Annotated in this window: 18 protein-coding genes and 2 tRNA genes; 1 reads left to right on the top strand and 19 read right to left on the bottom strand. The window is 58.8% G+C overall.

From position 1 onward, the window contains the following. Positions 1–24: 24 nt before the first annotated feature. The 11 genes from infB to rlmE form a co-directional block, all read right to left on the bottom strand. Positions 25–2,550 carry a translation initiation factor IF-2 gene (infB, locus tag BLL36_RS18880; RefSeq protein WP_076952840.1) on the bottom strand — a complete coding sequence of 842 codons (2,526 nt, stop codon included), beginning with the start codon at positions 2,548–2,550 and terminating at the stop codon, positions 25–27. Positions 2,551–2,577: 27 nt separating this feature from the next. Continuing rightward, positions 2,578–4,059 (bottom strand): transcription termination factor NusA, encoded by a 1,482-nt coding sequence (gene nusA / locus BLL36_RS18875; protein WP_076952839.1) that lies wholly within the window; start codon positions 4,057–4,059, stop codon positions 2,578–2,580. Positions 4,060–4,106: 47 nt separating this feature from the next. After that, on the bottom strand, positions 4,107–4,565 hold the full coding sequence (rimP, locus tag BLL36_RS18870) for a ribosome maturation factor RimP (protein ID WP_034117933.1): 459 nt from the start codon (positions 4,563–4,565) through the stop codon (positions 4,107–4,109). Between the two features lie 140 nt (positions 4,566–4,705). Further along, positions 4,706–4,782, bottom strand: a tRNA-Met gene (locus BLL36_RS18865). A 96-nt stretch (positions 4,783–4,878) separates the two neighbouring features. Further along, positions 4,879–4,964 (bottom strand) — tRNA-Leu (locus BLL36_RS18860). Positions 4,965–4,985: 21 nt separating this feature from the next. Next, the gene (gene secG / locus BLL36_RS18855; RefSeq protein ID WP_010206600.1) at positions 4,986–5,369 is read right to left on the bottom strand and encodes a preprotein translocase subunit SecG; all 384 of its coding nucleotides are present in this window, start codon (positions 5,367–5,369) and stop codon (positions 4,986–4,988) included. 4 nt (positions 5,370–5,373) lie between these two features. Beyond that, entirely contained in the window at positions 5,374–6,129 is a 756-nt protein-coding gene (tpiA, locus tag BLL36_RS18850; protein ID WP_076952837.1) for a triose-phosphate isomerase, read from the bottom strand. A 66-nt stretch (positions 6,130–6,195) separates the two neighbouring features. Continuing rightward, the gene (gene glmM, locus BLL36_RS18845) at positions 6,196–7,533 is read right to left on the bottom strand and encodes a phosphoglucosamine mutase (protein WP_076952836.1); all 1,338 of its coding nucleotides are present in this window, start codon (positions 7,531–7,533) and stop codon (positions 6,196–6,198) included. A 16-nt stretch (positions 7,534–7,549) separates the two neighbouring features. Beyond that, entirely contained in the window at positions 7,550–8,401 is an 852-nt protein-coding gene (gene folP, locus BLL36_RS18840; RefSeq protein WP_076952835.1) for a dihydropteroate synthase, read from the bottom strand. An 8-nt stretch (positions 8,402–8,409) separates the two neighbouring features. Then, positions 8,410–10,320, bottom strand: coding sequence for an ATP-dependent zinc metalloprotease FtsH (gene ftsH / locus BLL36_RS18835; protein ID WP_076952834.1), 1,911 nt, complete (start codon positions 10,318–10,320; stop codon positions 8,410–8,412). Positions 10,321–10,520: 200 nt separating this feature from the next. Then, positions 10,521–11,171: a 23S rRNA (uridine(2552)-2'-O)-methyltransferase RlmE gene (gene rlmE, locus BLL36_RS18830; protein ID WP_065892263.1), complete on the bottom strand. Its 651-nt coding sequence runs from the start codon at positions 11,169–11,171 to the stop codon at positions 10,521–10,523. Positions 11,172–11,277: 106 nt separating this feature from the next. Between rlmE and BLL36_RS18825 the strand changes: the two genes are divergently transcribed. Further along, positions 11,278–11,586 (top strand): YhbY family RNA-binding protein, encoded by a 309-nt coding sequence (locus tag BLL36_RS18825; protein WP_003176146.1) that lies wholly within the window; start codon positions 11,278–11,280, stop codon positions 11,584–11,586. An 8-nt stretch (positions 11,587–11,594) separates the two neighbouring features. Here the strand turns inward: BLL36_RS18825 and BLL36_RS18820 are convergent, their stop codons facing one another. The 8 genes from BLL36_RS18820 to grpE form a co-directional block, all read right to left on the bottom strand. Next, the gene (locus BLL36_RS18820) at positions 11,595–11,999 is read right to left on the bottom strand and encodes an MFS transporter (RefSeq protein ID WP_076952833.1); all 405 of its coding nucleotides are present in this window, start codon (positions 11,997–11,999) and stop codon (positions 11,595–11,597) included. Between the two features lie 28 nt (positions 12,000–12,027). Beyond that, positions 12,028–12,504 (bottom strand): transcription elongation factor GreA, encoded by a 477-nt coding sequence (greA, locus tag BLL36_RS18815; RefSeq protein WP_076952884.1) that lies wholly within the window; start codon positions 12,502–12,504, stop codon positions 12,028–12,030. Between the two features lie 2 nt (positions 12,505–12,506). Next, entirely contained in the window at positions 12,507–15,728 is a 3,222-nt protein-coding gene (gene carB / locus BLL36_RS18810) for a carbamoyl-phosphate synthase large subunit (RefSeq protein WP_076952832.1), read from the bottom strand. Positions 15,729–15,833: 105 nt separating this feature from the next. Beyond that, complete coding sequence (gene carA, locus BLL36_RS18805; protein ID WP_076952831.1) at positions 15,834–16,970, bottom strand: glutamine-hydrolyzing carbamoyl-phosphate synthase small subunit; 1,137 nt, start codon at positions 16,968–16,970, stop codon at positions 15,834–15,836. A gap of 259 nt (positions 16,971–17,229) precedes the next feature. Next, positions 17,230–18,036, bottom strand: coding sequence for a 4-hydroxy-tetrahydrodipicolinate reductase (dapB, locus tag BLL36_RS18800; RefSeq protein WP_076952830.1), 807 nt, complete (start codon positions 18,034–18,036; stop codon positions 17,230–17,232). 10 nt (positions 18,037–18,046) lie between these two features. Continuing rightward, the gene (gene dnaJ, locus BLL36_RS18795; protein WP_076952829.1) at positions 18,047–19,171 is read right to left on the bottom strand and encodes a molecular chaperone DnaJ; all 1,125 of its coding nucleotides are present in this window, start codon (positions 19,169–19,171) and stop codon (positions 18,047–18,049) included. A gap of 316 nt (positions 19,172–19,487) precedes the next feature. Then, the gene (gene dnaK, locus BLL36_RS18790; protein ID WP_076952828.1) at positions 19,488–21,404 is read right to left on the bottom strand and encodes a molecular chaperone DnaK; all 1,917 of its coding nucleotides are present in this window, start codon (positions 21,402–21,404) and stop codon (positions 19,488–19,490) included. A 102-nt stretch (positions 21,405–21,506) separates the two neighbouring features. Next, positions 21,507–22,067: a nucleotide exchange factor GrpE gene (gene grpE / locus BLL36_RS18785; RefSeq protein WP_076952827.1), complete on the bottom strand. Its 561-nt coding sequence runs from the start codon at positions 22,065–22,067 to the stop codon at positions 21,507–21,509. Positions 22,068–22,127 lie beyond the last annotated feature (60 nt).

The raw sequence follows: 22,127 nt of genomic DNA, 5'->3' as shown, positions 1-22,127 counted from the left end.
CGTGTGGCTCCTGAAGTGTGAGAGTCAGAGGCTGCGAGCAACCTGAACCTTCTCGTAGACTTCGATCTTGTCGCCAGGCTTGACGTCGTTGTAGCTCTTGACGCCGATACCGCATTCCATGCCGGCACGTACTTCGGAAGCGTCATCCTTGAAGCGGCGCAGGGATTCCAGCTCGCCTTCAAAGATAACGATGTCTTCACGCAGTACACGGATTGGACGGTTACGGTGCACAACACCTTCGATAACCATGCAACCGGCGATCGCGCCGAATTTCGGCGAGCGGAACACGTCACGCACCTCGGCCACACCCAGGATGTTCTCCCGAACGTCGCTGCCAAGCATGCCGGTAAGGGCTTTCTTGACGTCTTCGATGATGTCGTAGATGACGTTGTAGTAACGCATGTCCAGGCCTTCCTGCTCGACGATCTTGCGAGCGCCAGCATCGGCACGCACGTTGAAGCCGAACAATACAGCGTTGGAAGCCAGTGCCAGGTTGGCGTCGGATTCGGTGATACCACCGACACCGCCACCGACAACACGCACTTGCACTTCGTCGTTACCCAGGCCGTTCAAGGCGCCGTTCAACGCTTCGAGGGAACCACGGACGTCGGATTTGAGGACGATGTTGAGCGTCTTCTTCTCTGCCTGGCCCATGTTTTCGAAGATGTTTTCCAGCTTGCCTGCGTGAGCACGAGCCAGTTTGACTTCGCGGAACTTGCCTTGACGGAACAGAGCCACTTCACGGGCTTTCTTCTCGTCGGCAACCACGCTCATCTCGTCGCCAGCGTCCGGGGTACCGTCCAGGCCGAGGATCTCGACAGGGATGGAAGGACCGGCTTCCTTGATTGGCTTGCCGTTCTCGTCGAGCATGGCACGTACACGGCCGTAGTTCGAACCGACCAGTACCATGTCGCCTTGGCGCAGGGTACCGTCTTGAACCAGGACGGTTGCTACCGGGCCACGACCTTTGTCGAGACGCGATTCAACCACAACACCGCGGCCTGGAGCCGATGGGGTTGCCTTGAGCTCGAGTACTTCGGCTTGCAGCAGGACCGCTTCAAGCAGTTCGTCTACACCGGTACCGACTTTCGCCGAGACCGAAACGAACGGCGTATCACCGCCCCACTCTTCGGAAGTCACGCCGTGAACCGACAGTTCGCTACGGATGCGATCAAGATCGGCGCCCGGCTTGTCGATCTTGTTCACTGCAACAACCAGTGGAACACCGGCAGCCTTGGCGTGCTGGACAGCTTCAATGGTCTGCGGCATCACGCCGTCGTCCGCTGCAACCACCAGGATCACGATGTCAGTCGCCTTGGCACCACGGGCGCGCATCGCGGTAAACGCGGCGTGACCTGGGGTGTCGAGGAAGGTGACCATGCCGCGCTCGGTTTCAACGTGGTACGCACCGATGTGCTGGGTGATGCCGCCGGCTTCGCCAGCAGCTACCTTGGCACGACGGATGTAGTCGAGCAGCGACGTCTTACCATGGTCAACGTGGCCCATTACGGTCACAACTGGCGCACGGGAGAACGTCTCACCTTCAAACTTCAGGGACTCGGCCAGGGAATCTTCCAGGGCGGTGTCGCTGACCAGGGTCACTTTGTGGCCCAGTTCTTCGGCTACCAGCTGAGCAGTTTCCTGATCAAGCACCTGGTTGATGGTCGCTGGAGTACCCAGTTTGAACATGAACTTGATGATTTCAGCAGCCTTGACCGACATCTGGTTGGCAAGATCGCCAACGGTGATGGTCTCGCCGATCTGCACATCACGCACGACAGGGCCGGTTGGGCTCTGGAAACCGTGGGCGTTGCGCTTTTTCAGCTTGGCCTTGCCGCGACCACCACGACGGAAACCGTCGCTTTCTTCATCGGTAGTACGTGGTGCAACGCGTGGCGCAGGCGCTTTCTCTTTGACCGAAGCACGATGCGGAGCGTTTTTGCGCTCGCCATCACCGCCGCCACCGCGACGATTGTTATCGTCAGCACGCGGCTTGTCCGGACGACGAGGTTCGTCGCGCTTGCGGGCGTCAGCAGCCGGCGCTGGTGCAGGGGCAACCGGAGCGGCCTCACGCACAGCTTCTACCGGCGCGCCAGGCGCGGCAACCGCGTCAGTACCAGCAGGTTGCGCAGCAGCAGGCTGGCGACGCGCTTCTTCTTCGGCGCGACGCTTGGCTTCTTCTTCAGCCTTCTGACGTGCAGCATTTTCTACTGCGCGACGTTCTTCCAGATCGCGCTTGCGCTCGGCTTCGATTTCTTCCGGGCTGCGTTGTACGAAGACTTTCTTCTTGCGTACTTCAACGCTGATGCTCTTGCTACCCGCAACACGCAGGGTGCTGGTGGTTTTGCGCTGCAATGTAATCTTGCGCGGTTCTTCCACTTTCGCCTTGTGGCTGCTCTTCAAGTGAGTCAGCAAAGACTGCTTCTCACTGTCGCTCACACCTTCGTCGGCGGCGGTGTGCGGCAGACCTGCCTCACGCATCTGCTGCAACAGGCGCTCTACCGGTGTTTTGACCTCATCGGCCAGTTGTTTCACCGTGACTTGCGTCATGCACTTCTCTCCTCAGGCCGCGCCTAGTTACTCGAACCAATGGGCTCGGGCGGCCATGATCAACTTGCCGGCACGATCATCGTCAATGCCGTCGATGTCGAGCAGATCGTCAATAGACTGCTCGGCCAGGTCTTCGCGGGTAATTACGCCGCGCACCGCCAGTTCCATCGCCAGATCCTTGTCCATACCCTCAAGCGAGAGCAGGTCTTCGGCCGGATGGGCGTCTGCCAGCTTTTCCTCAGTAGCGATGGCTTTGGTCAACAAACGATCCTTGGCCCGAGCGCGAAGCTCGTTGACGATATCCTCGTCAAAGCCGTCGATGTTGAGCATCTCCTCCACCGGTACGTAGGCAATCTCTTCCAGGCTGGTAAAGCCTTCGTCCACCAGCACCTGCGCCAGTTCTTCATCGACTTCAAGCTCTTCGATAAAGTTGCGCAGGATGTCGCCGGTTTCCGCTTGCTGTTTAGCCTGGATGTCCGATTCGGTCATCACGTTCAGGGTCCAACCGGTCAGTTGGCTGGCCAGACGCACGTTCTGACCACCACGACCAATGGCCTGAGCCAGATTGTCTGCGCCAACGGCGATGTCCATTGCATGGGCATCTTCGTCAACGATAATTGCCGCCACTTCAGCCGGCGACATGGCGTTGATCACAAACTGCGCCGGGTTATCGTCCCACAGAACGATGTCCACACGCTCACCGCCCAATTCGCCCGACACTGCCTGGACGCGCGAACCGCGCATACCGATGCAAGCGCCTTGCGGGTCGATGCGTTTGTCCTTGGAGCGGACCGCGATCTTGGCGCGCGAACCCGGGTCGCGGGACGCTGCCATGACTTCGATCAGGCCTTCGGCGATTTCCGGCACTTCGATACGGAACAGCTCGATCAGCATTTCCGGCGCGGTACGCGACAGGATCAGCTGAGGGCCGCGGTTCTCGGTGCGGATTTCCTTGAGCAGCGCACGCAGGCGCACGCCGACACGGAAGGTTTCGCGAGAGATGATGTCTTCACGGGCCAGCAACGCTTCGGCGTTGTTGCCCAGGTCAACGATCACGTTGTCGCGGGTGACTTTTTTCACAGTGCCGGAGATGATTTCACCCAGGCGCTCGCGATAGGCGTCAACGACTTGCGCGCGCTCGGCTTCGCGAACCTTCTGCACGATGACCTGCTTGGCAGTCTGTGCAGCGATACGGCCGAACTCGATCGATTCGATCTTTTCTTCGACGACATCACCGACCTGGGCGCCAGGATGCGTTTGCGCAACCTTGCTCGGCCAGGTTTCGATGGCCGGATCATCAAGATCGGCTTCTTCGACGACCGTCCAGCGACGGAAAGTCTCATAGGCACCGGTGTGGCGGTTGATTTCCACACGCAGATCAACTTCGTCTTCAAAACGCTTCTTGGTAGCAGTGGCCAGGGCCAGCTCCAACGCTTCAAAAATCACGTTTGCCGGTACGCCCTTTTCATTGGATACCGACTCAACAACCAGCAGTACTTCTTTGCTCATCGTACGCCTCGCCTTTCGCAAGCCATTGGATCCGCGGGATCCGCGTCTCAGTCAAAACTGGGAATAATGTTGGCCTTGTCGATCATATCGATCGGCAACAGGAACTCATGGTCTTCTACCTGCACCACGACATCCTGTTCTTCTACACCGCGCAGAAGGCCCTGAAAGTTGCGTCGCCCTTCGAAGGGAGAGCGCAGCTTGATCTTCACTTGTTCACCGGCAAATTTTGCAAACTGATCAATAGTGAACAGTGGGCGTTCCATGCCTGGCGAGGAAACTTCGAGGGTGTATTCAACGGCGATTGGATCTTCAACATCCAGCACGCCGCTGATCTGGCGGCTGACAATGGCGCAATCGTCCACCAGCACACCGCCCTCTTTATCGATATAAACGCGCAACATTGAGTGGCGACCTTGAGCCGAAAACTCAATACCCCAGCATTCATAGCCTAGGGCCACGATCACCGGGGCCAACAAGGCCTGCAACTCTTCTAGCTTGCTCGACACCTGAACCCCCTCGTGCATGTATGTGCATGCTGTGCAAAATAAAAAAATGGGCGAAACGCCCATCCTTGAAACGCCGTCGAACAGCGGCGTTGAAAGTGTCCAGCTAACAAAAAGCCCCTTAAAAGGGGCTCCGCTAAAACTGGTTGCGGGGGCCGGATTTGAACCGACGACCTTCGGGTTATGAGCCCGACGAGCTACCAGACTGCTCCACCCCGCGACAAAGCTGGGGCGGAAGTATACGACCGATCCCTTACAGGGTCAATGTAACCTTCCACCTACAAGAAAGCCCGCAACAGCGGGCTCTCCTGATAATTGGTACCGAGAAGGGGACTCGAACCCCTACACCCTATGGGCACAACCACCTCAAGGTTGCGTGTCTACCAATTCCACCACCTCGGCAATACAGCGCTTACAACCTTCTTACTTCTGCTCTTGAGCTGGAGGTACGTCAGTCGCTGGAGTAGCCGACTTTTGCTCTTGAAGCACCGGGACATCATCAGAAGCCGGTTTCGCTTTGGGTACTTCCAACACTGCTGGGTTTGGGAGACCTACTTGAGTCAGCACATGAGCTTTCTCTTTAGCAAAGTAACCTAACCCCAAGCTGGTTATGAAGAAACCGGCGGCAAGTATAGCAGTAAACTTACTAAGAAAGGTAGAGGAACCTTGGCTTCCGAATACAGTATTTGAAGCACCTGCACCGAAAGACGCACCAGCATCCGCACCTTTACCCTGTTGCAACAAAACCAGGGCAACTACGCCCAGGGCAGCCAACAGATGAAAAACGACTACGACTGTTTCCAGCATTTTTTCAGTTTCCCGCGGCGCGACAGATCGCACCGAACTCATCTGCATTCAGGGACGCTCCACCAATGAGCCCCCCATCGATATCCGGCATGCCGAACAGTTCGACCGCATTGGCCGCCTTCACGCTGCCGCCGTATAGAAGACGCACACCTTGTGCGACTTCAGAATTCTCTGCCGCCAACTGCGCGCGGATGGCTGCATGCACATCCTGCGCCTGTTGCGGTGTAGCAGTCAGCCCGGTGCCAATGGCCCAGACCGGCTCGTAAGCAATGACCGCTTTTGCAAATGCACCGACACCCAGCTCTTCGATGATGCTGCCCAATTGACGCGAGACAACTTCAAGCGTCTTGCCCGATTCGCGCTGCTCCAGGGTCTCCCCTATGCACAACACCGGGATCAAGCCACAAGCCTGTGCCGCTGCGAACTTGCGATTGAGCACCTGATCGCTTTCACCCATCAGCTGGCGGCGCTCGGAGTGCCCGACAAGCACATAGGCACAACCTGCATCAACCAACTGACTCGGCGCAATCTCACCGGTCAACGCACCTTGGGCGGGTTCCACCGCAGAATTCTGCGCGCCGACCTGAATCGACTGACCTTTCAAGCCATCAACCACTTGGCCGATATGCAGGAAAGGCGGGAAAACCGCGACATCGACACCGCCAGGCAAGGCCAGGTGACGAAGGCCATTGATCAGCTCAGCGACACTGGCGCGGGTACCGTGCATCTTCCAGTTACCAGCTACCATCGTGCGACGCATGCTGTACCCCGTCGGTCAAAGTGGGCGCAGATGTTACCCAACCACATCATCACTGGCAAGCCGAATTCAGGCGCAAACTTCAGTTACCAGTTTTGCCAGGTCTTCAGCATGGCCGCGAACCTGCGTTTCGTCGTCACCTTCGACCATGACACGCACCAGAGGCTCTGTGCCGGACTTGCGCAACAACACGCGACCACGCCCCGCCATTGCAAGGGTCACGCGCTCGCACGCCTCTTTGACCGCCGGGTGCTCGATCGGGTTTTCGCCACCGCCAAAACGCACGTTGAGCAGCACTTGCGGACACTTGCGCAACGCCTGGCGCGCCTGTGCAAGGCTCTCCTGGCGACGACGCAGCGACAGCAGCACCTGCAGCGCAGCGATGATCGCATCACCGGTGGTGGTGTGCTGGAAGCAGACAACGTGCCCGGAGTTCTCCCCCCCCACCAGCCAGTTGCGCTCAAGCAGCTCAGCGATCACATAGCGGTCACCGACGTTGGCGCGCACGAACGGAATACCCAGGTCGGCCAGGGCCAGCTCGAGCCCAAGGTTGCTCATGAGCGTACCGACGACGCCACCTTGCAGCTTGTTACGCTCGTGCAGGTCACGGGCAATGATGAACAAGAGATCATCACCGTCAACGATAGCCCCGGTGTGATCCACCATGAGTACACGGTCACCGTCACCGTCGAAGGCAATGCCCAGGTCGGCATGCTCGGCGAGAACGGCCGCCTGCAACTGCTCCATGTGCGTGGAGCCGCAGTTGTCGTTAATGTTCAAACCGTTAGGCTGGGCCGACAGCACCGTGACGTCCGCGCCCAATTCCTTGAATACGCTGGGTGCGACTTTGTAGGTAGCACCATGCGCGCAATCGACCACAATTTTCAGGCCGGCGAAATTGGTGCTGCTGGGCACACTGCTCTTGCAGAACTCGATATAACGGCCGGATGCGTCATTGATACGCGATACCTTGCCCAGCTTGCTGGACTCAACCACCGTCATCGGCGCATCCAGCAGCTCTTCGATCATCAACTCGATTTCGTCCGGCAGCTTGGTGCCCTGGCCCGAAAAGAACTTGATGCCGTTGTCGTCATGGGGATTGTGCGAGGCGCTGATCACGATACCGGCTTCAGCGTGAAAGGTACGCGTCAGGTAGGCGATCGCTGGCGTAGGCATCGGCCCCAGCAACATCACGTCGGCACCCGCCGCGGACAGGCCCGCCTCCAGCGCGGACTCGAACATATACCCCGAGATGCGGGTGTCCTTGCCCACCAGGATGCGGCACGCGCCCATGCTGCGGAACGCCATGCCCGCCGCCCAACCCAGCTTGAGCATGAAATCGGGAGTAATCGGGAATTCGCCGACCCGACCACGGATACCGTCGGTGCCAAAGTATTTTTTAGTCATAAGTGCTCCATCATTCTTATTCGGCTGATTCTACCGCGGTAATCATACGCACCACATCCACTGTCTCGGCGACATCATGCACACGCAAGATACGTGCGCCCTTGGCTACCGCAAGCGCCGCCAGTGCAAGCCCACCGTACAACCGCTCGCCCACCGGACGATTCAGGGCGAGCCCTATCATGCTCTTGCGCGAAACGCCGACCAGCAGCGGCCGCCCAAGGCGATGCAAGGACTCCATATGCTTGAACAGGCTTAAATTGTGCTGCAGGGTCTTGGCAAAGCCGAAGCCGGGGTCGAGGATGATCTTGTGCGCAGCAATCCCGACGGCAGCGCACTGAGCAATTCGCTCGGCGAGAAAACCACTCACTTCGCCGACCAGATCATCATAGTGAGGACTGTCCTGCATATTCCCGGGCTCGCCACGCATATGCATCAGGCACACCGGCAAACCGGTCGCGGCAGCGGCATCAAGGGCACCGTCACGCTGCAGAGCGCGCACATCGTTGATCAGGCCTGCTCCCAGGCGCGCAGTTTCGCGCATCACCGCAGGCGTCGACGTATCCACCGAAATGATCACGTCCAGTTCACGCGCAATACGCTCGACGATTGGCGCCACCCTCTCCAGCTCCTCCAAGGGAGAAACCATGCGCGCACCAGGCCGAGTCGACTCACCGCCCACATCAATCAGCGTCGCGCCCGCCGCCACCATCGCCTCGGCATGACGCAAGGCAGCATCAAGCTGGCTGAAGCGGCCACCATCGGAAAAGGAGTCGGGAGTTACGTTGAGGATGCCCATGACATGCGTATGAGCCAAATCAAGAACCCGGTTGCCGCAAGGCAACCGGGTGGAGGACGACACAGAAGTCATTTCAAACCTTAGACGTCAGCTGCGGGGCCGCCGATCGGAGTTTCAGGGCGTTCATTCTGTACCACAGGCGGAGTGCCCGAGGTGCCCGAACCACCTTCCCAATCGCGAGGCTCACGCGGCGTACGGCCGGCCATGATGTCGTCGATCTGGTCGGCGTCGATGGTCTCGTACTTCATCAACGCATCAGCCATGGCGTCCAGCTTGTCGCGGTTGTCGGTCAGGATCTGCTTGGCCGTGCCGTAGCACTGGTCAATGATACTGCGCACCTCGGAATCGATCAGCTTGGCGGTCTCGCCGGAGAAGCTGGCGCTTTGACCGCCGCCGCCACGACCCAGGAACACTTCGCCTTCTTCCTCGGCATACATCAACGGGCCAAGTTTCTCCGACAAGCCCCATTTGGTCACCATATTCCGCGCAATTTGACTCGCACGCATGATGTCGTTGGAGGCACCCGTCGTCACACCGTCAAAGCCCAGGGTCATTTCCTCGGCGATACGACCGCCGTAGAGGGAGCAGATCTGGCTGATCAACGCACGCTTGGAGAGGCTGTAACGATCCTCTTCCGGTAGGAACATGGTGACACCCAGCGCCCGCCCACGAGGAATAATCGACACTTTGTAGACCGGGTCGTGCTCAGGCACTACGCGGCCGACGATTGCGTGACCCGCTTCGTGGTAGGCCGTGTTCTGCTTCTCTTTCTCGGACATGACCATGGACTTGCGCTCGGCGCCCATCATGATCTTGTCTTTCGCCAGTTCGAACTCTTTCATTTCAACGATGCGCTTGCCGGTGCGGGCAGCGAACAGCGACGCCTCGTTGACCAGGTTGGCAAGGTCGGCACCGGAGAAACCAGGCGTACCACGGGCAATCACGGCCGGAGCCACATCATCGCCCATGGGCACTTTGCGCATGTGCACTTTCAGGATCTGCTCGCGACCGCGGATATCCGGCAAGCCCACCACAACCTGACGGTCGAAACGGCCTGGACGCAGCAACGCTGGGTCAAGTACGTCCGGACGGTTGGTGGCGGCGATCACGATGATGCCGTCGTTCATTTCGAAGCCGTCCATCTCGACCAGCAACTGGTTGAGGGTCTGCTCACGCTCATCGTGACCACCGCCCATGCCGGCGCCACGATGGCGACCAACGGCGTCGATTTCATCGATAAAGATGATGCATGGCGCGTGTTTCTTGGCCTGTTCGAACATATCGCGAACACGGCTGGCGCCGACACCGACAAACATTTCGACGAAGTCGGAACCGGAAATGGTGAAGAAAGGCACCTTGGCTTCGCCGGCAATCGCCTTGGCCAGCAAGGTTTTACCCGTACCCGGAGGACCGACCATCAATACGCCACGAGGAATGCGGCCGCCCAGGCGCTGGAACTTGCCCGGATCGCGCAGGAACTCGACCAGCTCGCCGACTTCTTCCTTGGCCTCGTCACAACCGGCAACGTCAGCCAGGGTGGTCTTCACCTGATCCTCGGAGAGCAGGCGCGCCTTGCTCTTGCCGAAACTCATCGGCCCGCCCTTGCCTCCCGCGCCGCCTTGCATCTGGCGCATGAAGAACATGAACACGGCGATGATCACCAGGATCGGGAAGCTGGCCACCAACAGTTGGGTCCAGATGCTCTGCTGCTCGGGCTGCTTGCCTTCCACAACGACCTTGTTGTCCACCAGGTCGCCGATCAGACCGTTGTCCTGGATTGCCGGACGAATGGTCTTGAAGCTGTCGCCATCAATTCGTTTGCCGGTAATCACGTAGCCATCAACCGCTACGCGCTCGACCTTGCCATCCTTAACTTGCTGGATGAAGTCGGAATAGTTGAGGGTCTGCGGCTCGTTAGGGCTGGAGAAGTTGTTCATCACCGTCACCAGGACAGCCGCGATGATCAACCACAGGATCAGATTCTTTGCCATATCGTTCAATTAACTACCCTCTGAAGCAAGCTCCGCTACTGGCGCGTGCTTCGCATGATATTCACCGGCCTAACTTACTACATTACCTACAACTCTGGCAGGCGCCGTCTGTAACCCTTTGTGAAACTTTGACTACACAATATTCGTAAAGCTTCGTGACGAAAGCGAAATAAAAAAACCTATCGCCCTCCTCGAATTCCTTAAAAACGCTCTTCGCTCGCAGCGCCTTCTACGCCGCGGAAGCCGCGGCAGAGCAGATATTGCTCCCGAGACCGGTCCCGGGAAGAGTCAGGCTTGCGCGTCTGCACCTTGTCGAACAGCTTGCGGATGTTCTTGTGGTACTCGTCAAACCCTTCGCCCTGGAAGACTTTCACCAGAAAATCACCACCAGGACGCAGAACCCGACCCGCCAAATCCAGCGCCAGCTCACAAAGGAACATCGCGCGCGGCATATCGACGGCCGGTAATCCACTCATATTGGGGGCCATGTCTGAAATCACAAGGTCTACCTGGGAATTTCCCACAGCCTCGAGAATCTCTGCGAGCACCGTATCTTGGGTGAAATCGCCGTGAACAAAGGTCACATCCGGGATGCTGTCCATCTCCAGGATGTCGGAAGCGATCAAGCGGCCCTGCCCACCAATCAGACGACTGGTCACCTGAGACCAGCCACCCGGCGCCGCGCCCAGGTCAATAACACTCATGCCGGGGCGGATCAATTTGTCCTTGTCCTGGATCTCCAGCAGCTTGTAGCTGGCCCGGGAACGGTAGCCGTCCTTTTGCGCCTTTTTGACGTAAGGATCGTTGAAATGTTCTTGTAGCCACTTAAGGCTGGTTTTGGAACGGGCCACGGGCCACCTCGAAAAATAAAACGGGTCGTGATTAACTGGGCGGTCCCGGACTCGCTCGGGTAAACTGGCCGCCGCTTTTTACAAGATCAGACGCAGGGGTCAGATTATGCCGCTCACTCAAGAGCAGAAGAAACAGTACAAGTCCATTGGCCACCATCTGAAACCAGTTCTGATTGTGGCAGATAACGGCTTGACTGAAGGTGTGTTAGCCGAATTTGAACGCGCACTGAACGATCACGAACTGATCAAGATCAAGGTCAACATCCTTGATCGCGAAGCGCGCCTGGCTGCCGTTGCAGAACTGTGCAAGGTGGGCAAGGCGGACTTGGTTCAGGTCATCGGCAAGATGGCGCTGCTGTATCGCAAGAACTTCAGCGTCAACAAGCAGCTGTCGAACGTTCATCGCTTCAAGTAAAACAAGGGTCAGGGGCGTGCTTCGCGCGCCCCGCCACTCCATCCCGGTGCGGGTTGTACAACCAGCACCAGGCCGGAGAACCCTAGCACAAGATAGCTGAATAGCTGCCAGCGCAACGCCTCCGGCAGCCAGACATGCACAATGCAATACATTGCGCACGCATACAGCGCCATCAACAGCAGTTGCCCGCGAATATCGCGCCACAAACTCCCCAAGCCCTCGGCCTTGACCAGCACCAACGCCTGGAGCGTCACGCACGCCGCCGCAAAACCTACCAGCAACGCACTGAGCAATCCATCGATCTCATCGACCAGCAACGGCGCCAGGCCAATCAGGCCCAGCGCCGGTAATACACCAATGTGCAGCAACCACAGGCCGCCGACCCAGAGCATCTGGGAGAGCTGCCAGAGCATGGCGCCCGCACGAAGCGGGCGCCGTCTTTCAGATGTGACGAACTTCAACAATCTCGTACTCGATCACGCCGCCAGGGGTTTTCACGGACACCACATCCCCCTCTTCCTTGGCAATCAAGGCGCGGGCAAGGGGTGAACCGACGGAGATCTTGCCAAGTTTGAAGTCAGCCTCGTCTTCACCCACGATTTGGTAGACCACGCGCTCATCCGTCTCGACGTTGGCGATTTCCACGGTGGTGCCGAAAATCACCTTGCCGGTATGTGGAATGGTCGTCACGTCGATGATCACCGCGTTCTGCATGCGGCCTTCGATGTCACGGATGCGCGCCTCGACCATACCCTGCTGCTCGCGAGCAGCGTGGTATTCGGCGTTTTCCTTCAGGTCACCCAGCTCGCGGGCCGTACCGATATCCTGGCTCAGCTTTGGACGAACGACCTTGGTCAGGTGGGCGTGTTCCTCTTCCAGGGCGCGAGCGCCCTGAACGGTCATCGGGTATTTGGTTATGCTCATGCCTTCAATCCTGCGTGTAGATCCTGCAAGCGACGCACGGTCTTTTCCGGACCGAACTTGAGCGCTTCGCAGATGGCTTCGCCAGCAGCAATAGTGGTGGTGCAGTAGATCTTGTGCTGCAAGGCATTACGACGAATGGAGTAGGAGTCCGCGATCGACTGGCGACCTTCGGTGGTATTGATAATCAAAGTGACTTCGTCGTTCTTGATCATGTCGACCACGTGCGGACGGCCTTCCGTCACCTTGTTCACGCGACGCACTTTCAGGCCGGCGGCTTCGATCAGCTTGGCGGTCCCGGCGGTGGCCACGATTTCGAAGCCCAAGTTGATCAGATCACGGGCCACGCCTGCAACCAATGGCTTGTCATCATCACGCACGCTGATGAACGCAGTACCGCCGGTCGGCAGCACTTCGCTGGCGCCCATCTGGGCCTTGGCGAACGCTTCGCCGAAGGTGTCGCCCACGCCCATCACTTCACCGGTGGACTTCATCTCAGGGCCCAGGATCGGGTCCACGCCAGGGAACTTGGCGAAGGGGAACACCGCCTCTTTGACGCTGTAGAAGTTCGGAATGATCTCCTTGGTGAAGCCGATTTCCTTCAGGGTCTTACCGGCCATCACGCGGGCAGCGATCATGGCCAGGGACACACCGATGCACTTGGATACAAACGGCACGGTACGCGAAGCACGTGGGTTGACTTCGATGACGTAGATGTCTTCGCCTTGCAGCGCCAACTGAACGTTCATCAGGCCGACCACGCCCAGTTCCAGGGCCATTTTCTTGACCTGTTCGCGCATCTCGTCCTGAATATGCGCCGGCAGCGAGTACGGCGGCAGCGAGCACGCGGAGTCACCGGAGTGAACGCCCGCCTGTTCGATGTGCTGCATGATCGCGCCGATCACTACGTCGGTACCGTCGCAAACCGCATCCACGTCCATCTCGATGGCGCAGTTGAGGAAGTGGTCGAGCAGCACGGGGCTATCGTTGGACACTTTCACCGCGTCGCGCAGGTAGCGCTTGAGCTCGTCTTCTTCGTAGACGATTTCCATCGCACGACCGCCCAGAACGTAGGACGGACGCACCACCAGCGGGTAGCCGATCTTGCTGGCGGCGCGGATAGCTTCGTCTTCGCTGCGCACGGTGGCGTTTGGCGGTTGACGCAGGTTCAGGCGCTCAACCATCTGCTGGAAGCGCTCACGATCTTCTGCACGGTCGATGGCGTCCGGGCTGGTGCCGATGATCGGCACGCCGGCGGCTTCCAGGGCACGCGCCAGCTTCAGCGGGGTCTGGCCACCGTACTGGACGATCACGCCTTTGGGCTTCTCGACGCGACAGATTTCCAACACGTCTTCCAGTGTTACCGGCTCGAAGTACAGACGGTCGGAAGTGTCGTAGTCAGTGGAAACCGTTTCCGGGTTGCAGTTGACCATGATGGTCTCGTACCCGTCTTCGCGCAGCGCAAGGGCGGCGTGTACGCAGCAATAGTCGAACTCGATGCCCTGGCCGATACGGTTCGGACCGCCGCCCAGGATGATGATCTTGTCGCGGCCCGACGGCGCGGCTTCGCACTCTTCCTCGTAGGTGGAGTACATGTAGGCAGTGTCGGTGGCGAACTCGGCGGCGCAGGTGTCCACGCGCTTGTAGACCGGAAAGATATCCAGCTTGTGGCGATGGGTCCGCAGGTTCTTCTCGGTCACACCCAGCAATTTGGCCAGACGCTGGTCGGAGAAGCCTTTGCGCTTAAGGCGGAACATCAGGTCGCGGTCGATGGACGACAGACCGAGGGTCTTGACCTTCTCTTCTTCCTTGATCAGATCTTCGATCTGCACCAGGAACCACGGGTCGATCATGTTCATGCCGAAGATGTCTTCGACGGTCATGCCCGCACGGAAGGCGTCAGCCACGTACCAGATGCGCTCGGCGCCCGGCACGGTCAGCTCGCGCTTGAGGATGCTCATGCTTTCCGGGTTGCTCAGGTCGAGCTTCTCGTCCAGGCCGCAAACGCCCACTTCCAGGCCACGCAGGGCTTTCTGCAGGGACTCCTGGAAGGTGCGTCCGATGGCCATGACTTCACCGACCGACTTCATCTGAGTGGTCAGGCGCGCGTCGGCCTTTGGGAATTTCTCGAAAGCAAAGCGCGGCAGCTTGATGACAACGTAGTCGATAGACGGCTCGAAAGACGCCGGCATGGCGCCGCCGGTGATTTCGTTTTGCAGCTCGTCCAAGGTGTAACCGATAGCCAGCTTGGCCGCGATACGCGCGATCGGGAAGCCGGTCGCTTTCGATGCCAGCGCTGAAGAGCGCGATACACGCGGGTTCATCTCGATCACGACCATGCGGCCCGTGTCCGGGCAGATGCCGAACTGAACGTTGGAGCCGCCGGTTTCAACGCCGATCTCACGCAGTACCGCCAACGAGGCGTTACGCATGATCTGGTATTCCTTGTCCGTCAGGGTCTGCGCCGGAGCAACGGTGATCGAGTCGCCGGTGTGCACGCCCATCGGGTCGAAGTTTTCGATGGAGCAGACGATGATGCAGTTGTCTTTTTTGTCGCGGACAACCTCCATCTCGTACTCTTTCCAGCCGATCAGGGATTCGTCGATCAGCAACTCTTTGGTCGGCGACAGATCCAGACCGCGGGCGCAGATTTCTTCGAACTCTTCACGGTTGTAAGCAATGCCACCGCCGGTGCCGCCCATGGTGAAGGACGGACGAATAATGCACGGGAAGCCCAGCTTTTCGAGAACCGCGTTGGCCTCTTCCATGCTGTGGGCGATACCGGAGCGCGGGCAGTCAAGGCCGATGGACTTCATCGCCTTGTCGAAACGCGAACGGTCTTCCGCCTTGTCGATGGTGTCGGCGTTCGCGCCGATCATCTCTACGCCGAACTTTTCCAGGACGCCTTCGCGCTCCAGATCCAGGGCGCAGTTCAGGGCGGTCTGGCCGCCCATGGTCGGCAGCAACGCGTCCGGACGCTCTTTCTCGATGATCTTGGCAACGGTCTGCCACTTGATCGGTTCGATGTAGGTGGCGTCGGCCATGTCCGGGTCGGTCATGATGGTGGCCGGGTTGGAGTTCACCAGGATGACGCGGTAGCCCTCTTCGCGCAGGGCTTTACAGGCCTGGGCGCCGGAGTAGTCGAATTCGCAGGCCTGGCCGATCACGATCGGGCCAGCGCCGAGAATCAGGATGCTTTTTATGTCTGTACGTTTTGGCATGGGTTTGTCACTCAAATCCGCAGGTCAGTCGGCAAGCCGTCTTGAACACTCTTTGAAAAGCCTGCGGGGGCCACCGATATTCGGGGCCGCCCGCAGGCTGCTCAGTCAGCGTCGCTTGGCCATCTCATTGATGAAACGGTCGAACAGCGGCGCTACGTCGTTCGGGCCGGGGCTGGCTTCAGGGTGGCCCTGGAAGCTGAACGCGCTCTTGTCGGTGCGCTCGATGCCTTGCAGGGAACCGTCGAACAGCGACTTGTGGATGGCGCGCACGTTCGCCGGCAGGGTCGCTTCATCCACCGCAAAACCGTGGTTCTGGCTGGTGATCATGACGATGCCGGTGTCCAGGTCTTGCACGGGGTGGTTGGCGCCGTGGTGGCCGTGACCCATTTTCAGGGTCTTGGCGCCGGAGGCCAGGGCCAGCAACTGGTGGCCGAGGCAGATACCGAACACCGGAATGTCGGTCTCCAGCACGTCCTTGATGGCCTGGATGGCATAGTCGCAGGGCTCCGGGTCACCGGGGCCGTTGGACAGGAACACGCCGTCCGGCTGCAGGGCAAGCACGTCGCTGGCAGGCGTTTGCGCCGGCACTACGGTCACGCGGCAGCCGCGCTCAACCAGCATGCGCAGGATGTTGTACTTGACGCCGTAGTCGTAGGCCACAACATGGTAAGGCAACTCAGCGGCATCGATTGTCGCATGGCTGTCGGTCTTCAGGTCCCAGACAGTGGAACGCCACTCGTACTTCTCTTTGACGCTGACGACTTTCGCCAGGTCCATGCCTTTGAGGCCAGGGAAACCTTGCGCAGCGGCAATCGCCGCCTCCTCGGAGATATTCTCACCGACCATGATGCAGCCGTTCTGCGAACCTTTTTCACGCAGGATGCGTGTCAGGCGGCGCGTATCGATACCGGCGATCGCCACAACGTTGTTGGCTTTCAGGTAATCGGAGAGCGACATCGTGTTACGCCAGTTGCTCGCAACCAGTGGCAGGTCACGAATCACCAGACCGGCCGACCAGACACGATCGGACTCAACGTCTTCCGGTGTAGTACCGGTGTTGCCGATGTGCGGATAGGTCAGGGTAACGATCTGTTGGGCGTAGGAAGGATCGGTAAGGATTTCCTGATAGCCGGTCATGGCGGTGTTGAACACCACCTCTCCAACGGTTTGACCGTCGGCTCCAATGGCTTCGCCGCGAAAAATGCTGCCATCAGCAAGGGCGAGTATGGCTGGCTTAGTCAAGAAGACCTCCCGTAAATAAAGCCTGAAAGGGCGATCGCAGGTTGCAAAAAAGCGGAGTGACGTATGGACACGTCACCCCGCTTCTTCACTGAATTATTCTGCGCGCTTTTAGTGGACACACTAAAGCTGTAGCTTACAGAAAAAGGCTTTTTTGGTCCACCGCTAATGAGCCTTAAAGGCAGGGGAATGCGACAGGACGTCGCTTAGCGGGTAAAAACGGGGCCTAAGCATAAGCTTGAGGCCCTGTTTTAGCTACTGATTAGTGCAGATCCAGCACATCACGCATGTCATACAGGCCCGGCTCACGACCCTCCAACCAGAGCGCAGCACGCACCGCACCCTTGGCAAAGGTCATGCGACTGGACGCCTTGTGGGTGATTTCCAGGCGCTCGCCTTCACTGGCGAACAACACGGTGTGATCACCGACCACATCGCCACCGCGCACCGTTGCAAAACCAATGGTGTCACGCGCACGCGCGCCGGTATGGCCTTCACGACCGTACACCGCCACTTTCGACAAATCGCGGCCCAGTGCATCGGCAATCGCTTCACCCATGCGCAAGGCAGTGCCCGACGGCGCATCGATCTTGTGACGGTGGTGGGTCTCGATGATCTCGATATCCGCCTCGTCACCCAACACCCGCGCCGCGAGGTCGAGCAATTTGAGCGACAGGTTCACGCCGACGCTGAAGTTGGCGGCGAAGACGATGGGAATATCCTTGCCCGCGTCCGCCAGCAAATGCTTTTGCTCCGCCGTCAACCCGGTGGTGCCGATTACCATGGCCTTGCCCGCCTTACGGCAGAACGCCAGGTTTTTCAGCATCACTTCCGGCAGGGTGAAATCGATCAGCACATCGAACTCATCGGCCACCTGCTCCAGGTTGCCGGACAACGAAACGCCGATACGCCCCAATGAAGCCAACTCACCCGCGTCCGCGCCGATCAACGTGCTGCCCGGACGAACAATCGCCGCCGTCAGGCCAGAGGCTGGCGAACGCAGCTGTACCGCCTCCACCAGCGTCTTGCCCATGCGCCCGGCTGCGCCCATTACGGCTATACGTCGCATATTCAATTCCTTACAGGTCGCCGAAGAAGCGCTTCACACCATCGAAGAAGCCCGTGGTTTTCGGCGAGTGCGAGTCATCGCCTTCCAGGGAGCTGCGGAACTCTTCCAACAGTTCGCGCTGACGCCGCCCCAGGTTGACCGGCGTTTCAACCGCGACGCGGCACATCAGGTCGCCCGCTCCACCACCGCGCACCGGCGCAACGCCTTTGCCACGGATACGGAACTGCTTGCCGGTTTGAGTACCCTCAGGGATCTTCAGTTTGACGCGACCGTCGAGCGTCGGGATTTCCAGCTCGCCACCCAGGGCGGCATCGACAAAGCTGATCGGCACTTCGCAGAACAGGTGCTTGCCGTCGCGCTGGAAGATCGAGTGCTCACGCACATTGATCACCACGTACAGATCGCCCGTAGGGCCGCCCTGGGCACCCGCCTCGCCTTCACCCGAAAGGCGAATGCGGTCACCGGTGTCCACGCCCGCCGGCACTTTCACCGACAGGGTCTTGTACTCTTCGACGCGACCTTCGCCGTGGCAGGCGTCGCACGGGTCGGAAATGATCTTGCCCTGGCCATGGCAACGCGGGCAGGTCTGCTGCACCGAGAAGAAGCCTTGCTGCATACGGACCTGGCCGATGCCGCCGCAGGTCGGGCAGGTGATCGGCGATGAGCCTTTCTTGGCACCCGAACCATCGCACGGCTTGCAGTTGACCAGCGTTGGCACGCGGATATTGACGCTGGTACCGCGCACGGCTTCTTCCAGGTTCAATTCCAGGGTGTAACGCAAATCGCTGCCGCGCTGGGCGCCACCACGCTGGCCGCCCCGGCCACCGCCGAAGAAATCACTGAATACGTCGCCGAAAATGTCGGAGAAATTCTGACCGCCAAAACCGGCACCGCCGCCACCCATGCTCGGGTCGACGCCCGCATGACCATACTGGTCGTAGGCCGCACGCTTGTTGGGATCAGACAGGCATTCGTAGGCCTCGTTGGCCTCCTTGAACATCTCTTCGGATTCTTTGCTGTCCGGATTACGGTCCGGGTGATGCTTCATCGCCAGGCGACGGTAGGCCTTCTTCAGGTCCGCCTCGCTGGAGCCGCGCTCCACACCCAACACTTCGTAATAGTCACGCTTTGCCATAAGTCTTTGCACTCTTAAGGACGTTCGGCCAGACCCTCCTGAGCCCCGCCAAACTCGTTGAGCCCCAATACAGGCCCGGACCCAACTCACGTCAATTCAACGATCCTGGTCGTTACTACTTTCAGCCAGGGACCCGGCCAAAACGCGGTATTTATTACTCGGAAAGCAGGAGCATTTCCGATCACACCGCCAGCATCCGCACGTTGTCGCATGCTGTAAAAATTCGCATACCCCAGACACGCCAACGCGGGAGCAAGCTCCCGCGCGGCGACATCCTACCAGTCACCGCTTGAAAGCGGTCAACCGGACAACCCAATTACTTGTTGTCTTTGACTTCTTCGAACTCGGCATCGACAACGTCGTCGTGCTTGGCTTCAGGCTCTGCCTGTTGCGCGGCAGCGTCAGCTGGCTGACCTTGTTCGGCATACATTTTCTGAGCAACCGGGGCAGAGACTTTGGACAGCTCCTCGATCTTGGCTTCGATAGCGGCCTTGTCGTCGCCTTTGACGGCGGCTTCCAGGGCAACCACGGCAGCTTCGATCGCGGCCTTCTCTTCCGCAGTCACTTTGTCGCCAGCGTCAGCGACCATTTTGCGCGTCGAGTGAACCAGCGCATCACCCTGGTTACGGGCGCCAGCCAGTTCGGCAAACTTGGCATCCGCATCGGCGTTGGCTTCAGCATCACGAATCATCTGTTGAATTTCTTCATCAGACAGACCGGAGTTGGCCTTGATGGTGATCTTCTGCTCTTTGCCGGTCGCCTTGTCTTTCGCGCCGACGTGCAGGATGCCGTTGGCGTCGATGTCGAAGGTCACTTCGATTTGCGGCACGCCACGCGGTGCTGGTGGAATCTCGGCCAGGTCGAACTTGCCCAGGGATTTGTTCTGGGCGGCTTGCTTACGCTCACCTTGCAGCACGTGAATGGTCACGGCGCCCTGGTTGTCGTCGGCAGTCGAGAACACCTGGGATTTCTTGGTAGGAATCGTGGTGTTTTTCTCGATCAGCGCAGTCATTACGCCACCCATGGTTTCGATACCCAGGGTCAGCGGGCTCACGTCCAGCAGCAGCACGTCTTTCACGTCACCGGCCAATACCGCGCCCTGGATGGCAGCACCCATGGCAACCGCTTCGTCCGGGTTCACGTCTTTACGTGCTTCTTTACCGAAGAACTCGGTAACTTTCTGCTGCACCAGCGGCATGCGGGTCTGGCCACCGACCAGGATCACGTCGTTGATGGAACCCACGTCGATACCGGCGTCTTTCAGGGCGATGCGGCATGGCTCGATGGTGCGCTGAACCAGGTCTTCAACCAGTGCTTCCAACTTGGCGCGAGAAATCTTCACGTTCAAGTGCTTAGGCCCGGTGGCATCTGCAGTGATGTACGGCAGGTTCACATCGGTCGACATGCTCGAGGACAGTTCGATCTTGGCTTTCTCAGCGGCTTCTTTCAGGCGCTGCATCGCCAGCGGGTCACCCTTGAGGTTCATGCCGCTTTCTTTCTTGAATTCGTCAACGAGGTAGTCGATCAGACGAATGTCGAAGTCCTCGCCACCCAGGAAGGTGTCACCGTTGGTGGCCAACACTTCGAACTGGTGCTCGCCGTCAACTTCAGCGATCTCGATGACGGAGACGTCGAAAGTACCACCACCCAGGTCATAAACGATCACGGTGTGGTCGCCTTTGGCCTTGTCCATACCGTAAGCCAGGGCAGCTGCGGTTGGTTCGTTGATGATACGTTTTACGTCCAGGCCCGCGATGCGGCCGGCGTCTTTGGTTGCCTGGCGCTGGCTGTCGTTGAAGTAGGCCGGAACGGTGATCACCGCTTCGGTCACTGTTTCACCGAGGTAGTCTTCGGCAGTCTTCTTCATCTTTTTCAAGACTTCAGCCGAGATCTGCGGCGCGGACATCCGGGTGCCATTTACCTCAACCCAGGCGTCACCGTTGTCGGCCTTGGCGATTTTGTAAGGCACCATCTTGATGTCTTTCTGTACGACTTCTTCGTCGAACTTACGACCGATCAGACGCTTTACCGCGTACAAGGTGTTGTGCGGGTTGGTGACAGCCTGGCGCTTGGCCGACTGACCCACCAGGATCTCGCCATCATTCGCGTAAGCGATGATCGACGGCGTGGTACGCGCGCCTTCGGCGTTCTCGATAACTTTGGCCTTGCCGTTTTCCATGACCGAGACGCACGAGTTGGTGGTCCCCAGGTCGATGCCGATAATTTTACCCATGATTGACTCTCCCGAAACTTGAATTTGGTTGCCGCAGCAGTGGTGGCTAACTGCGGTAGCACTTAAACGCTTGACTTATAGATGGGGGCCTTGCGGCGTATTTCAAGCCTGCTCATCAATAGAAGGCGAAACGGGTGCGGGAGCCTTGCTCACCACCACCATCGCCGGGCGCAGCAAGCGACCATTGAGCAGATAGCCTTTCTGGAAGACTTTCAATACGCTGTTTGGCTCCAGGTCATGGCTTTCCTGCATCGCCATGGCTTGGTGATGTTCAGCGTTGAACGGTTCGCCGCCTGCTGGGTCGATGGCTTCCAACTGATAACGCTTCAGGGTGTCCTGGAACATTTTCAGGGTCAGTTCGATCCCTTCGCGCATCGCGCGGATGTTTTCGTCGTCCGGGTTGGACAACTCAAGACCGCGCTCCAGACTGTCGATAATCGGCAGCAAATCTGCAGCGAATTTTTCCAGTGCGAATTTGTGAGCCTTCTCTACGTCCTGCTCGGCACGGCGGCGGACGTTCTGCAGATCGGCGGCAACACGCAAAGACTGATCCTGCGCAGCGGCCAATTGCTCTTCGAGCACTTGCACACGGGTCGCCAGCTCGTCGCCGACAGCCGAATTGGCGTCTGGAGTTTGCGTATCCTGCGTCTGTTCGTCAGCCATAGTGTTCTCCTTTCAAATCATGCGCGAACTCAACTCGCGCTTCTGTTCCGGTATATGGGG

This window comes from Pseudomonas cedrina subsp. cedrina (assembly GCF_001983175.1).
In the GTDB taxonomy this organism is placed as follows: Bacteria; Pseudomonadota; Gammaproteobacteria; order Pseudomonadales; family Pseudomonadaceae; genus Aquipseudomonas; species Aquipseudomonas cedrina.
This window is presented reverse-complemented; position numbering and strand designations above follow the sequence as displayed.

What these genes read in the sequence shown, in the direction of transcription:
- infB (WP_076952840.1), bottom strand. Translation starts at nt 2,550, where the DNA reads ATGACGCAAGTCACGGTGAAACAACTGGCCGATGAGGTCAAAACACCG.
- BLL36_RS18820 (WP_076952833.1), bottom strand. Translation starts at nt 11,999, where the DNA reads ATGCTCTGGCAGCTCTCCCAGATGCTCTGGGTCGGCGGCCTGTGGTTG.
- dapB (WP_076952830.1), bottom strand. Translation starts at nt 18,036, where the DNA reads ATGCGACGTATAGCCGTAATGGGCGCAGCCGGGCGCATGGGCAAGACG.
- nusA (WP_076952839.1), bottom strand. Translation starts at nt 4,059, where the DNA reads ATGAGCAAAGAAGTACTGCTGGTTGTTGAGTCGGTATCCAATGAAAAG.
- folP (WP_076952835.1), bottom strand. Translation starts at nt 8,401, where the DNA reads ATGACTTCTGTGTCGTCCTCCACCCGGTTGCCTTGCGGCAACCGGGTT.
- carB (WP_076952832.1), bottom strand. Translation starts at nt 15,728, where the DNA reads ATGCCAAAACGTACAGACATAAAAAGCATCCTGATTCTCGGCGCTGGC.
- BLL36_RS18825 (WP_003176146.1), top strand. Translation starts at nt 11,278, where the DNA reads ATGCCGCTCACTCAAGAGCAGAAGAAACAGTACAAGTCCATTGGCCAC.
- dnaK (WP_076952828.1), bottom strand. Translation starts at nt 21,404, where the DNA reads ATGGGTAAAATTATCGGCATCGACCTGGGGACCACCAACTCGTGCGTC.
- tpiA (WP_076952837.1), bottom strand. Translation starts at nt 6,129, where the DNA reads ATGCGTCGCACGATGGTAGCTGGTAACTGGAAGATGCACGGTACCCGC.
- dnaJ (WP_076952829.1), bottom strand. Translation starts at nt 19,171, where the DNA reads ATGGCAAAGCGTGACTATTACGAAGTGTTGGGTGTGGAGCGCGGCTCC.
- glmM (WP_076952836.1), bottom strand. Translation starts at nt 7,533, where the DNA reads ATGACTAAAAAATACTTTGGCACCGACGGTATCCGTGGTCGGGTCGGC.
- ftsH (WP_076952834.1), bottom strand. Translation starts at nt 10,320, where the DNA reads ATGGCAAAGAATCTGATCCTGTGGTTGATCATCGCGGCTGTCCTGGTG.
- secG (WP_010206600.1), bottom strand. Translation starts at nt 5,369, where the DNA reads ATGCTGGAAACAGTCGTAGTCGTTTTTCATCTGTTGGCTGCCCTGGGC.
- grpE (WP_076952827.1), bottom strand. Translation starts at nt 22,067, where the DNA reads ATGGCTGACGAACAGACGCAGGATACGCAAACTCCAGACGCCAATTCG.